Genomic DNA, 14,898 nt, shown 5'->3' with positions numbered 1-14,898 from the left:
TTATAAATCACGCTTAATTTCTACGGTTTCATACACTTCAATGAGATCACCTGGTTTTACATCATTGTAATTTTTAACGCCAATACCGCATTCAAAGCCCTGGCGAACCTCAACCACGTCATCTTTAAATCTTCTTAGCGATTCCAAAGTTCCTTCATAAATAACCACATTGGCACGGAGGACGCGGATTGGATTATTACGCTTAATTACCCCTTCGGTAACCATACAACCTGCAATAGCACCAATTTTAGGTGACTTGAATACATCGCGAACTTCGGCAATACCAATGATTTCTTCTTTAAATTGTGGGGCAAGCATACCGGTTAATGCACCCTTGATTTGATCCACAATATCGTAAATCACACTGTAATAATGGAGGGGTACTGACTCATGTTCAGCCAATTTCTTGGCACTGCTATCGGCCCTGACATTAAAACCAACCAAAATTGCATTCGAAGCTATAGCTAAATGTACATCTGACTCGGTGATGCCACCTACGCCACTGGAAATAACCTCAACCTTAACTTCATCGGTAGACAATTTCACCAATGCATCGGAGATTGCTTCAAGAGATCCCTGAACATCGGCTTTAAGGACCACATTAAGAACTTTGATTTCTCCTGCGGCCATATTTTCCATAATGCCTTCGATCGTTGATTTTTGACGTCTGGCAAGTTTTACATCACGGAATTTACCTTGTCGGAACAAAGCCACTTCCCTTGCTTTTTTCTCATCCGGAACAACAACTGCTTCATCTCCGGCATGCGGAATTGCAGACAACCCCAGGACTTCAACCGGAATGGACGGACCGGCACTCTCTACCATATCGCCATTATCACCAACAAGCGCCCGCACCCGGCCATACTGAAAACCAGCTAGCAGAATATCGCCTTTATGCAAGGTGCCGCTTTGTACTAATACCGTTGCAACAGGGCCTCTGCCTTTATCCAAACGGGATTCGATAACCACACCTTTGGCTGCGCCATCAGTAACTGCAGACAATTCCAAAACCTCAGACTGCAATAATATTGCATCAAGCAAATCATCAATACCCATACCTGATTTGGCTGAAATATTGATAAACATCGTATCGCCACCCCATGCTTCTGGAATGACTTCATGTACAGATAATTCATTCATGACGCGATCTGGATCAGCATCTGGCTTATCCATTTTGTTAATCGCAACGATAATAGGTACTTTTGCAGCCTTGGCATGCTGAATTGCTTCTACTGTTTGGGGCTTAACTCCATCATCAGCAGCAACAATCAATATCACTATATCTGTAACTTTTGCACCTCGCGCCCTCATGGCCGTAAATGCAGCGTGACCTGGGGTATCAAGGAAAGTAATATCACCTTTAGGAGTACTCACATGATAAGCACCGATGTGTTGGGTAATGCCGCCCGCTTCACCAATAGCAACTTTGGTACGCCGAATATAATCGAGTAATGAAGTTTTACCATGGTCTACGTGGCCCATAATGGTTACTACAGGGGCCCTTGATTCTGTGCGGCTGCCCTTGGTAATAGACTCACCTAAACCTACTTCAATTGCATCCTCTTTAATTACACGAGCTTTATGCCCCATTTCTTCAACAACAATTAGCGCTGTTTCTTGATCAATAACCTGGTTTATAGTTGCCATGGCTCCAAGAGACATCATCACCTTGATGACTTCAGCAGCTTTTACAGACATTCGTTTTGCCAACTCGGCAACCGTAATCGTTTCAGGAACTAAAACTTCTCTTACCACAGGTGCTGTTGGTAAGGCAAAGCCATGCTTTAGTGTTTCTTCTGCTTCTCTAAATTTATCGGATTTTTCAATGCCTTTGCGTTTTTTAAATTTGCTTCGACCACCGCGTCTGGGTCCTTCCTGGTCTTCCTCATCACGATCGTAATTCGATTGGTATTTAGGTTTTTTCTTCACTTTTCTAAAGTCGGAGGACTCGGGTTCAATTGCTTGATCAATATGCTTCTTTTTCGATGCTTTTTCCGCTTTATGTTCTTCTTTGACAGGGGCTTTCTCCATGTCTGCTGGCGCTTTATTTTCTTCAAGAACATCTGCGGTAAGTGTTTCCAACTCTTCAGTGGTTTCTGCTTTAACGGTTTCTTCCAAAACTGGCTCTTCTTGGGATTTATCTTGGGTCTCAAGCGTATCAACTGGACTCTCAACTGCTTCAGCAGGAGATTCTGCTAAAATATCGGGAGCAGATGCAACAGCAGGTTGCTCCATCTCGATTTGATGTTCTTCGGGCATCACTACAGGTTCTTCTACCTCAGGTTGTTGCTCTACTATGGGAGTACGTTTCACAAAGACTTTTTTCTTACGCACCTCTACATTTACAGTCTTTCCACTATGAGCATCATGGCCAACAGTGACTTGTGACAAACTTTTCCTTCTTAAAGTGATTCTTTCAGGTGAAGCATTTATATCGCGCAGAGAAGTCCTCTTCAGGTGATTGAGTAGGATTCGCTTTTGCTCTTCATTCACAGTCTGTTGGTCATCAGTAAAAGATAACCCTGCTTCCTGTAACTGGTTCAATAAGCGTTCAACCGGTATACCAACGACTTGAGCTAATTGTTTAACCGTCACATCCGCCATATTTTAATCCCCTTTCAGCAGTTATATTCATATTCTAAGAACGAACTGCACAATTGCACTACATTAATTGATAATAAATCCATGGTGTTATAAAAACCATGGTTCTCTGGCCTTCATTATTAAAGCACCGGCCTTTTCTTCAGTCATTCCTTCAATCTCTAACAACTCATCTACAGATTGTTCGGCCAAATCTTCCATGGAGGTAATTCCTTTAGCCGCTAATTTATTAGCAAGCTCTTCAGTCATGCCTTCCATTGAAAGTAGCGATTCGTCAGGTGAGCCAGATAATTCTTTACCAGAGGAGAGAGCCATCGTGAGTAATTTATCGTTTGCTCTGTTTCTTAGCTCTTCAACAATTTCTTCATCGAATTCTTCTATAGCAAGTAATTCTTCCTTGGGAACATAAGCTATTTCTTCAAGAGAAGAAAAACCATGTGCTACTAGTAATGTAGCAATTTCTTCATCAATTTCCAGTGCCGAAGTAAATAACTTAACAATTTTACTCGATTCTTCCAAATTTTTGTTTTCAAACTCATCTGTGGTCATTACATTCAAGGTCCATCCTGTTAATTGGCTTGCCAATCGAACATTTTGGCCGTTACGACCGATTGCTTGAGACAATTGATCTTTTTCTACGGCTAAATCCATGGTGTGCGTATCTTCATCAACAACAATCGAGGAAATTTCTGCTGGAGCCATGGCATTGATGACCAACTGTGCGGGATTGTCATCCCATAAAATAATGTCCACACGCTCGCCGCCCAATTCGCTGGAAACCGCCTGTACGCGTGCTCCTCGCATTCCCACGCATGCCCCGACAGGGTCGATGCGTCCATCGTTAGTTTTCACTGCAATTTTTGCTCTGTTTCCCGGATCACGTGCTGCAGCTTTCACTTCGATGACGTTTTCACCAATTTCCGGTACTTCAATCCGAAAAAGCTCGATTAGCATTTCATTACGAGTACGGCTCACAAATAATTGAGGCCCACGTGCTTGAGGAGTTATTTCATATAAATATGCACGGACTCTGTCATTCGGACGAAACATTTCATGGGGAAGCATTTCGATACGTGGTAGAAAAGCCTCAGCCTTACCACCCAAATCAATAATTATATTATCACGAGTTACTTTCTTAACCGTTCCATAAATCAACTGACCCAGCTTGCTTCTGAATTGATCGATAACGAGCTCTCGTTCCGCTTCCCTGACTTTTTGCATAATCACCTGGCGAGCCGCTTGAGCTTCGATGCGGCCAAATTCAATCGAAGGAATTGATTCTTCGATCCGATCCCCAATTTTTACAGCCGGGTTACGCTCTTTTGCTTGTTCTAGAGTTAACTGGCGGTCGGGATGTTCCAGTTCATCATCATTCACTACCTCCCAATATCTAAAGGTTTCATAGTCACCTGAGCGGGGGTCCAGTTTAATGCGCACACCTATATCTAAACCAAAGATCTTGCGAGTTGCAGACTCCAATGCGGCCTGAATGGCAAGTATAATTACATCTTTACTTACACCTCTTTCGTTTGATAACGCCTCTGCAACTAGTAACAATTCTTTGCTCATTGTTCGCCTCTCTATACTGTCAAACTTGCTTTCACAATATTTGAAAAAAGTAATTCTAGATCTTCATTATTTACATTAAGTACTACACCATTCTCGGATACGGAAACAATAATACCTGTAAATTTACGCTTACCACCAACCGGTTTAAAAGTTTTAACTTGTATTTCATGTCCCATATATCGCTGGTACTGCCAACTTTTGAATAATGGCCTGGGGATTCCTGGTGATGAAACTTCTAGACTGTAATTTCCGGTAATTGGATCTTCTACATCAAGCAATGCACTGACTTGATGACTTACTGCTTCACAGTCTTCGATTCCTATCCCATCGGCTTTATCTATATATATTCGTAATAGAGAATGCCGGCCTTGTGAAAGATATTCGCATCCCCATAGCTCATAGCCCATATCATTGATGGTAGGCGCTAGTATATGTTCCAATTCATCCTGTATCATAGTATTAATAATTCAAATAGGGTACATGCCTAATACAAATACAATAAAGTAACCTGAGTTCGGGGAAGGAGTTAAACTCTGGGGAAGAATTACTAAACAGTGCATCGTTCCGAGTTTGTCCTTGACTTCACTGGCTACTACTATTTTTTAGTGCAGTTACAAATTATACATAATAAAAAACCCCATAAATGGGGTTCTAAAAAAGTGGTAGCGGGGGCAGGATTTGAACCTACGACCTTCGGGTTATGAGCCCGACGAGCTACCAGGCTGCTCCACCCCGCGTCAACTGATGGGAAGTATACTGAGAGTCTGTACTCTTAGCAAGTACTTTCTCTAACTTTCCCAACAAATATCTGTTCTGCATTAAAAAAACCATTATTTCCTCATGCAGAAGCAGATAAATTTGATTTTAGGTAGCAAATGCATTAATACAAGCTACGATTAAAGCGCTTGGAAAAATACCTAAAAGAAGCAATGATAAGCAATTGACAGAAAGTACCAGAGTATTACCTTTATTCATCACTACCGGTTCACTCTGTACGGGCTTATCAAAATACATGATTTTCACAATTCTTAGATAATAATAGGCGCCAATTACCGTAAAGAACAGTCCAACTACTGCAACCCAGGTCATTTGGGCATCAACCAAGGCTTTAAGTACAAGTAATTTAGCAAAGAAACCGACAGTCGGTGGAATCCCTGCCAAGGAAACCATAACAATTAGCATCATAAATGCTAGCCAAGGGCTTCTTTTGTTCAGGCCTTTTAAATCATCTATATTATCAATTTCCATTCCTTGGCTGGACATTAGAACAATCAAGCCAAAAGAAGCCGCCGAAGTTATCGCATAAATTAAAATATAATAAAGCGCTGAAGCATATCCTGCTGCTGTGGCAGCTAAAACACCAAACAGTGCATATCCCATATGTGATATGGCCGAATAGGCTAACATGCGTTTAATACTGGTCTGTACAACAGCAAATAGATTTCCAAGCCCTGTTGACAGCAAAGACATCACCAATAAGATTTGTTGCCATTGGGTGCTAATATCGACAAAACCAATAGTTAATAGTCTGAATGTCATTCCTACAGCGGCAATTTTGGGTGCGGCACTGATAAATAAGGTCACTGATGTTGGTGCCCCTTGGTATACATCAGGAACCCACATATGAAAAGGAACCGCTGCCAATTTAAAGGCAATTCCAGACAAGATAAATACTAACGCAAATATCAGGAGATTACTTTGCTGCTGCCAATTTGCCGCAATTGCATTGGCAACTTCAAGTAAATCAAGTTTTCCTGTTGCTCCATAAATTAGGGAAATCCCGTATAAAAGCATTGCCGAGGCAATTGAGCCCATAACAAAATATTTCATTGCAGCTTCAGAGGCATCGCTATCAGTTCGGCGAATTGCTGTCATCGCATATAAGGGTAATGAAAGCAATTCCAAACCAAGAAAAATAGTAAGTAATGAATGTGCTGAAACCAGGAGGATCATCCCTAAAGTCGAAAACATTCCTAAAATATAGTAGTCTCCTGAGGGCATTTGACGCTCATCTATATAGTTCTTGGAATAGATAAAGCTCAACAATACCGTGAGGTAGATAAAAAATTTCATTAGATTGGCAACGTCATCATTAATGAACAAGCCATGGAGTGTAATGACTTTATACATACCGATATAAAGAAAATTCACAACAGCAGCTAGAACCAATCCGATACAGGATATAGTAAAAGCAATTGATTTATAGCGATGTCGTAAAAATAAATCGGCGAGTAAGGCGATACACGCTGCAACCAGCACGATTATTTCTGGAAGGGCTACATGGATATTTTCAAGTAATGCTGTCATATTGATTAACCTTGATTACAATTTTGATTGACTTGCTAATGCTAGAGTATGGCTTACTGTTTGATGTATGTACTCTAACAATGGCTTAGGATAAACACCCATAGCGATGACCATCAAAGCCAGTAGAATATAAGCACTTAACTCAAAGCCCGAAAGATCTTTTAATGCGGCAACTTTTTCATTTGCTACAGGACCAAAAATAACGCGTTTATACATCCAAAGATTATAACCTGCTGCTGTAATCAGGGTGGTAGCAGCCCAAAATGTGACCCAGAAACCTGCTTTAAGCGAGCCCAGGATTACCATGAATTCTCCAACAAAACCTGAAGTTCCGGGCAGCCCCGCATTGGCCATGCAAAAGAGCATAAAAAAGGATGCAAATACAGGCATTGTATTTACGATTCCACCAAGATCTGCCAGTTTGCGTGTATGCATGCGATCATAAATGTAACCTACTCCGGCAAAGAGCGCGCTTGAGACAAATGCATGGGAAATCATCACTACAATTGCCCCCTCCAGTATCAAACCTGCTGCGCCTAACCCGGATTGTTTTGCTATAGCAAATATTGCAAATGAACCCAGAGTTACGAATCCCATGTGTGAAATTGAAGAATAGGCAATTAATCGCTTCATATCTTTTTGAATAATTGCAATCAAGGCAATGTAGACAATTGCAATTAACGACAAGGCAATCATCACACCGGCATAGCGGCTGCAAGCATCCGGTACGATTGGCAAAGAGAAGCGGATAAATCCGTAAGCACCCAGCTTTAACAAAATAGCTGCCAAGACAACAGATCCTCCTGCTGGAGCTTCGGTATGTGCATCAGGCAACCATGTATGTACGGGAAACATGGGGATTTTAATGGCAAAACCAAGAAAAAACGCAATGAAAATCAGGGTTTGTGCAGTCATACTCAGTTTGATGGCATAAAATGCTTCAATATTAAATGAACCTGCTATGTAGCCCATATACAAGAAGCTCGCCAACATGAGTACCGAACCCAAAAAGGTATATAAGAAAAATTTTATAGCAGCATAAACCCGGTTGTCTGAGCCCCATATCCCAATAATGAGATACATGGGAATGAGGGTCGCTTCCCAGAATATATAGAATAGGATTGCATCTAAGGCGGAGAAAACCCCAACTAATAAGCCCTGCATAATTAAAAATGCAGCCAGATATTGCGAAACTCTGTTGGTTATGCTTTCCCAGGTTGCCAGAATTACCACAAGATTGGTAAAAATACTTAAAACAATCAGGAGTAATGACATTCCATCAATGCCTAAGCTGTAGCTAATACCTAAAGCAGGCATCCAGGAAAATTCCTCCAAATATTGCATTCCCAATACCTTGGGATCAAAACCTGCAACCAATGGAATACAAAGCAGCAAACAAAGTATTACGGTAAATAAAGCCAAATAACGCGAAATATTCGGGCTGCGATCATCTCCGGCGAGAAGAACAAAAACACCGCCTATTACTGGCAACCAAATTAGTAAGTTGAGCAAATAATGCATACCTTCACCCTATGTTCAGCCGAGTATCAACCAGCATAAAAATCCAAGTAACCCCAAAACCATTACCGTTGCATAATGGTACAAATAACCACTTTGTATCATACGACCCTTAGCTGATAACCATCTAACAAGTCGACTGCTGCCATTTACCACCATTCCATCGATTAATGTTTGATCACCTACACTGTAAAACACGTTTCCTATTCCTTTAGAACCTTTAATAAATACCAGATTGTTAAAGGCATCAAATCCATATCGGTTAAGAAGTATTTTATAGATAAGCGAAAAGCGGCGTGCTAAATAACCTGGAATAGATGGTACAGCGATGTAACAAATCCACGCTATCGCAATTCCAGCCACGGTAATCCAGAATGTGAGCGAAAATACTGAGTGCAACATGCTCTCAAATGGTGAAGTTATTTCATGCGCGAGCTCGCCCAACACATTATGCTGAGGCAGAATAAATAATGATGAACCTAATACCGTCGGATTATCGAAAAGCATAGGCATATACAGAATATATCCCAGTATGATAGAAGGAATGGCCAGGATCACTAGAGGCAACCATACAACCCAGGGTGACTCATGCAAATGGCTTAAAGTATGCTCGTCCATCCGTGGTTTGCCATGAAAAGTCATAAACAGGGAGCGAAAACTATACAAGGCAGTGACACCCGCGCCAACCACTACGCAGAAATAGGCATAAGCACTTCCGGGTATCTGCGAGAGCTTCGTGGCCTCAATAATTGTATCTTTGGAATAAAAGCCCGCAAATGGAGGGAATGCGCAAAGAGCTAAGGTACCAATTATGAAGGTCACATAGGTGATTGGCATTTTATTCCATAAACCACCCATTTTCCGCATGTCCTGTTCATGATGCATGCCAATAATTACTGAACCAGCACCCAGGAATAACAGGGCCTTAAAACACGCATGAGTCAGAAGATGAAACATTCCTGCACTATAAGCAGAAGCGCCCATTCCAACCATCATATAGCCTAATTGCGACAGTGTTGAATAAGCAACTACACGTTTAATGTCATTCATTGCCAAGGCGAGAATACCGGTAAACAGAGCGCCGGTGGCACCGATAACCAGAACAACGCTTAATGCCGTGGTTGAAAATTCGATTAAGGGAGAAATTCGCGCAATCATGAATACACCCGCTGTAACCATAGTTGCAGCATGGATTAGCGCAGAAATGGGCGTCGGGCCTTCCATTGATTCAGGTAACCACACATGAAGGGGGACTTGTGCCGATTTACCCATGGCCCCTACATATAAAGCCAAGCAGATAACGGTGACTAGCGACCAAGGATGGCCGTTGAACAATTCAATACTTTGACTCGACAAGTAGCTTACACTTTTGAAAACAGTTTCATAGTCAAGGCTACCGGTGTAGGCGAAAATCAAGGCCATACCTATAAGAAAACCAAAGTCTCCAACCCGGTTTACGATGAATGCCTTAAGGCTTCCCTCGATGGCAGATTCTTTTTGGTACCAGAAACCGATAAGCAGGTAAGAAACAAGACCTACACCTTCCCATCCGAAGAACAATTGCAGAAAATTGTTCGCAGTCACCAACATCAACATCATGAAGGTGAATAGTGAAATGTAACTAAAAAAGCGTTGATAACCATCATCATCCGCCATGTATCCGATACTGTAGATATGCACCAGCAAAGAAATGAAATTAACCGTCACCAGCATCACTGCGCTGAGCGGATCAATTAAAAAGCCGATATTAAATTCAAAAGGAAGAATTAATCCGCCGTTAGCCCAATGATATACCACGGTGCTTTCATTCTGGATTGACCCGGAAAACAGTTGCCAGGCAACATACAAGGATACCACAAAAGAAATGGCAACACCCAGAATCGTAGTACTGTGGGCTCCTACACGTCCTATTTGATTGCGGAAAAATCCAGCAATTATAGAGCCTGCTAGGGGAGCTAAAACAATTATTAGACAAAGTTGTTGGATACTCACAATGTTAACCTTTTAAATGATTCATCTTATCTACGTTAATATTGCCTCTATTTCTAAAAAGCAACATCACTATGGCTAATCCTATTGCCGCCTCTGAGGCAGCAACTGTTAAAATAAAAAAGACATAAACCTGGCCGCTAATTTCACTATAATAATGTGAAAATGCTACGAAATTCGTGTTCACTGCAAGTAACATCAGTTCGATACATACCAGCAACAAGATGATGTTTCTTCGATTCATCATGATCCCAATAAGTCCAAATCCGAATAAAATTGCTCCTAAAATCAGGTAATTATTAACAGGTATCATATAGAAGTCCCCAACCTTATTTTTCTGCTTTCATATTAATTAATGCAACCCGCTCATCCCTGCGTGTCATAATCTGCTGCTTCACATTCTGTCTTTTTGATTTTCTTGGGCCGCGATGAACCAAGGTAATTGCAGAGATAATCGCAATGAGTAACAAAGCAGCTGCAATTTCAAAAGCCAACAAATAATCAGTATAGAGAACCATACCCAACGCTTCAGTATTTGATAAAGGCTGTGCTTGGGAATTGTTGTGTTCTATATCGATAAACTGTGTGCTGACTGATGCTGTATTTTGTGTTTCGACGGTGGACTTAAATGTACCTGCAGGAATAGATACCATTAAAAGTCCAATTAATAACGCTACAAGGATTAAAGCAAACGGTATATAACGTTTATGATGACTTTTAACCACTTCTATATCGATATTAAGCATCATGACCACAAACAGGAAGAGTGTCATCACCGCACCGACATACACCAGTATCAGAATAAGTGCTAGAAATTCAGCTTCTGCGAGTAACCATAATACCGCGCTTGCGAAAAATGTCAGTACAAGAAATAAAACGCTGCGCACAGGATTATCTTGAATAATAACCATAAATGCAGCGCCAACTGCTATAGCAGCAAATACATAGAAAATAATTTGAATTAATAATTCATGCATACTTTAACCCCGTTATCGGTATTTTTCGTCAGCAGCCCTATCTGCTGCAAGTTTTGGCTCCAGTAAATCTCCAAGTGCCAAAAGCTTTTCTTTAGTCATAATGTTTTGACCACGTTCGCTAATATGATAATGATGTACTGGGGTAACTACTATAGAATCTACAGGGCAAGATTCTTCGCATAATCCGCAGTTAATGCATTTAAACACATCAATATCATATCGTGTTGTACGACGGGATCCGTCCTCTCTTGGTTCTGATTCTATGGTTATCGCCAAGGCAGGACAAACTGCTTCACATAATTTACAAGCAATGCATCGTTCTTCACCGTTCGGATAACGACGTAAAGCAAGTGCGCCCCTAAAACGAGGTGAAATGGGAGTTTTTTCTTCAGGAAATTGTACGGTTACCTTTTTCTTAAAGAAATATTTCCCAGTTAACTTTAAACCCTGCAGTAATTCTAATAAAAGAAAACTGCGTACATAGTATTTAATATATTGATATGCTTTTTTCATCGGCTTCTCTATTAATCATCAAAACCAAGGTTTAACATGTGTAACAACCATTAACGCAGTTACAATGATCCAAACAATGGTGACCGGAATAAGTACTTTCCAGCCTAAACGCATAAGCTGGTCATAACGATAACGAGGAAAAGTAGCCCTAACCCATAAATATACATAGAGGAAAAAGCTCACTTTCACGAGTAACCAAACAAAACCGGGAACAAAGAAAAATATATTTTCTAAAACAGGAATTCCTTCAAAAGGCGACATCCAGCCACCCAGGAACATGATGCTCAAGAGAACTGAGATAAGAATCATGCTGGCATATTCCGAAAGGAAAAATAGCGCGAACCCAATTCCGGAATATTCAACATGGAATCCTGCTACAATTTCAGACTCACCTTCGGCCAAATCAAAAGGCGCTCTGTTTGTTTCGGCAATTCCAGCTATCCAAAACACAAGAAATAGCGGTAGAAGGGGAACAAACCACCAATGCAAAATACCGCCGCGTTGTGAATTCACGATGTCTGTGAAGTTCATACTACCGGCTGCTAATAAGACGCCGACCAAGGCAAAACCCATGGCAATTTCATATGATACTGTTTGTGCTGTACTTCTTAAAGCGCCAAACATGGCATACTTGGAGTTAGATGCCCACCCTGCAATTAATACACCATATACCCCCAGCGAACTCATTGCAAACACATAAAGTACGCCGGCATTAATATTGGCCAGTACTATCCCTTCCTGGAACGGAATCACCGCCCAACCTACCAGTGCAGGAACCAAAGCGAACAATGGTGCGGCAATAAAGAGATATTTATTCGAACGCGTGGGTATAATGATTTCTTTAGTAATTAACTTAACCAAATCAGCAATGGGTTGGAGCAACCCTTTTATCCCAACCCGGTTTGGTCCTATACGCGATTGGATGTACCCGATAACTTTGCGCTCTGCATATATTAAATATGCGACACACAATAGTAATGGCACTACGATTACTAATATCTTAATGATGACCCAAATTAATATGCTAATATCTTGCAGCATCTTCTTACCTGCCTAGCGCTTAATAGTTATTGCAGCAAATGAATGACCCAAATCTACTGTTTCAGGCATTGCGTTTGCTACCCATACAACATCTGCCGCAATGCGTTCGTCACGTTTGAGCGGCAATGTTATCTCAATATCTCCCTGAGATACAGTAGCAACATCCTCCAATTTCAATCTATCTGCTGTTAGAGGATTGATTCGTATGCATGCTGATTCAGCAGCAGCGCATAATTGCAGCTCTTTGCTATTTCTGACAATTGCATCACTTCGATAGAGCGGCCATTCGCCAACTCGGACCAGTGACTGGTTTATCATAGGCAAACTCTCAGGATAATAAGGTTTATATTCCTGCTCTGTCGTGATCGCTACACAATTTCTAATTTCTGTTAAAATATCTTCTGTTGACAAGTATTCAAAGCCATTGCACTGCAATAAATTGCCTAGTACCCTCAATATTTTCCATGCAGGTCGTGCATCCCCGTGAGGAGTCAAAGCCCCTTTTACAGTTTGCCAGGTGTTATCCACATTAACATAAGTCCCTGAAGTTTCAGCATACGGAGCCATAGGTAAAATGACATCTGCGTAATCATGCATGGATTCATGGTTGTATGCCGAGATTAACACGACAAATTCGGCTGCAAGCATGGATTGTCTTGCCCCATAGGGATTTGCAAAATCAAATCCGGGCTCAACTCCCAGAAGTACGTAGGCTTTTAATTTATTATTTAGTGCAGTCTGCACATCCATTCCTGGTGTGGAATCTGCTTTCCCGGCCGTAGTGCGATGAGGAACCATACCCGCAATCCAGGCACCGGCGGAATTTGCACCCTGTGTCAATCTGAGTACTTTAGCACCGCTTATTTTTTCAATGTGGAAAATCAAGGTGCGGAGTAAAGCGGCTTCAGGATGGTTCTCACAAAGAGCACCTGTAACCAAGCAGGTTTTCTCTTCTTTCAACGCTTTAGCAACTCTTAAAGTTGCTTCATCTGGCTCAAGGCCTATCAATAATTTCTGTACTGCCGCTGGTAATGTCTTTATATCATCAGTTAGGGCTAATGCAAGCTTGGCAAGCTGCATTGGCATTTCCAACGGGGAAACGATAAAACGTTCACTTAAATCAAAACGGGATTCAAAATCTATCGGGTTTATCGCAACTATTGAAGCACCATTCCGATAAGCCTTACGAACCCTTACCGCTGCAAGTGGAACTTCACGATCAATATTGCATCCGACCAACACAATCGTATTTTGTAATTCCAGATCGGCGTAAGTTAAAGAACTTCTGGGTGAAGTTGGCTGAGATTCCTGATCTTTAAAGTCAACTTGCTGTAGTCTGTGATCTAAATTATGAACACCGATATCACGCATTAATTTTTGCAACAAGTACATTTCTTCTAATGTAGATGAGCTTGAAGCAAAAGCAGCTACTTGCTCGGGGCCATTTTGTTTTATCACTCGCGCCAGGCCTTCTGCAGTATATTTTAAAGCAGTTTCCCAATCGACAACTTCCCACTGGCCATTCCGTTTAATTTGCGGCTGGCTTGCTCTAAGCGGGCTATTTAATCCAAGATAGCTAAACCGGTCCCGATCAGACAACCAGGTTTCATTGATTTCTTCATTTTCCTTGGGAACTACTCGCATCAATCGATTTCGACGCGTGTGTAAATAAACATTTGAACCAAGGCAATCATGCGGTGCTACACTATCATGCTGGGTGAGTTCCCAGGCCCTTGCTGTAAACCGATAAGGTTTAGACGTTAAGGCGCCTACTGGGCATAAGTCAATTATATTTCCGGAAACTTCTGATTTCATGCTGTGCTGGACATAGGTGCCAATTTGCATGTGTTCACCGCGACCAGTTGCACCCAACTCTCTTAAACCCGCTATTTCTTCTCCAAAACGAACACAACGGGTGCAATGGATGCAGCGCGTCATTTCTGTTGCAATTAGTGTCCCTAAATTATCATCATCTACCGAGCGTTTGGTTTCGGTATATTCGGATGCATCTGCTCCATATCCCATGGATACATCTTGCAGCTCGCATTCCCCTCCCTGATCGCAAATGGGACAGTCGAGAGGATGGTTAATGAGAAGAAACTCCATCACTACCTTTTGAGAATGTAATGCTTCCTTTGATTTGGTAAACACTTTCATTCCGTTGGTAATCGGAGTGGCGCATGCAGGAACTGGCTTTCGGCCATTTTCTACTTCAACTAAACACATGCGGCAGTTAGCAGCCACAGAAAGTTTTTTATGATAACAAAAACGGGGGATATGAATACCTGCTTCATCAGCAACTTCAATGATCATTTTACCGTTTTCTGCTTCAAATGTTTTACCGTCGATTTCAATAGTAGTAGTCATGGTCAAAACCTTTTTT

General features: G+C 41.5%; 11 protein-coding genes and 1 tRNA gene. All 12 read right to left on the bottom strand.

Annotated features, from left to right (window positions below; translation table 11 throughout):
• The gene (gene infB / locus KYQ_RS01240; protein ID WP_010652402.1) at positions 1 to 2,604 is read right to left on the bottom strand and encodes a translation initiation factor IF-2; all 2,604 of its coding nucleotides are present in this window, start codon (positions 2,602 to 2,604) and stop codon (positions 1 to 3) included.
• Positions 2,605 to 2,691: 87 nt separating this feature from the next.
• Complete coding sequence (gene nusA, locus KYQ_RS01235; RefSeq protein ID WP_019349474.1) at positions 2,692 to 4,170, bottom strand: transcription termination factor NusA; 1,479 nt, start codon at positions 4,168 to 4,170, stop codon at positions 2,692 to 2,694.
• An 11-nt stretch (positions 4,171 to 4,181) separates the two neighbouring features.
• Entirely contained in the window at positions 4,182 to 4,625 is a 444-nt protein-coding gene (gene rimP, locus KYQ_RS01230; RefSeq protein WP_010652400.1) for a ribosome maturation factor RimP, read from the bottom strand.
• A gap of 205 nt (positions 4,626 to 4,830) precedes the next feature.
• A tRNA-Met gene (locus tag KYQ_RS01225) sits at positions 4,831 to 4,907 on the bottom strand.
• A 127-nt stretch (positions 4,908 to 5,034) separates the two neighbouring features.
• Positions 5,035 to 6,477, bottom strand: coding sequence for an NADH-quinone oxidoreductase subunit NuoN (gene nuoN / locus KYQ_RS01215; RefSeq protein WP_019349473.1), 1,443 nt, complete (start codon positions 6,475 to 6,477; stop codon positions 5,035 to 5,037).
• A gap of 15 nt (positions 6,478 to 6,492) precedes the next feature.
• Positions 6,493 to 7,998 (bottom strand): complex I subunit 4 family protein, encoded by a 1,506-nt coding sequence (locus KYQ_RS01210; protein WP_019349472.1) that lies wholly within the window; start codon positions 7,996 to 7,998, stop codon positions 6,493 to 6,495.
• A gap of 15 nt (positions 7,999 to 8,013) precedes the next feature.
• The gene (gene nuoL, locus KYQ_RS01205; RefSeq protein ID WP_019349471.1) at positions 8,014 to 9,987 is read right to left on the bottom strand and encodes an NADH-quinone oxidoreductase subunit L; all 1,974 of its coding nucleotides are present in this window, start codon (positions 9,985 to 9,987) and stop codon (positions 8,014 to 8,016) included.
• A 4-nt stretch (positions 9,988 to 9,991) separates the two neighbouring features.
• Complete coding sequence (gene nuoK / locus KYQ_RS01200) at positions 9,992 to 10,297, bottom strand: NADH-quinone oxidoreductase subunit NuoK (protein WP_010652396.1); 306 nt, start codon at positions 10,295 to 10,297, stop codon at positions 9,992 to 9,994.
• Between the two features lie 16 nt (positions 10,298 to 10,313).
• Positions 10,314 to 10,961: an NADH-quinone oxidoreductase subunit J gene (locus tag KYQ_RS01195; RefSeq protein ID WP_010652395.1), complete on the bottom strand. Its 648-nt coding sequence runs from the start codon at positions 10,959 to 10,961 to the stop codon at positions 10,314 to 10,316.
• Between the two features lie 12 nt (positions 10,962 to 10,973).
• Positions 10,974 to 11,474 (bottom strand): NADH-quinone oxidoreductase subunit NuoI, encoded by a 501-nt coding sequence (gene nuoI / locus KYQ_RS01190; RefSeq protein WP_010652394.1) that lies wholly within the window; start codon positions 11,472 to 11,474, stop codon positions 10,974 to 10,976.
• 18 nt (positions 11,475 to 11,492) lie between these two features.
• Entirely contained in the window at positions 11,493 to 12,515 is a 1,023-nt protein-coding gene (gene nuoH / locus KYQ_RS01185) for an NADH-quinone oxidoreductase subunit NuoH (RefSeq protein ID WP_010652393.1), read from the bottom strand.
• Positions 12,516 to 12,527: 12 nt separating this feature from the next.
• Positions 12,528 to 14,882, bottom strand: coding sequence for an NADH-quinone oxidoreductase subunit NuoG (nuoG, locus tag KYQ_RS01180; RefSeq protein ID WP_019349470.1), 2,355 nt, complete (start codon positions 14,880 to 14,882; stop codon positions 12,528 to 12,530).
• Positions 14,883 to 14,898 lie beyond the last annotated feature (16 nt).

It is taken from the genome of Fluoribacter dumoffii NY 23, from assembly GCF_000236165.1.
Lineage (GTDB): Bacteria > Pseudomonadota > Gammaproteobacteria > Legionellales > Legionellaceae > Legionella > Legionella dumoffii.
This window is presented reverse-complemented; position numbering and strand designations above follow the sequence as displayed.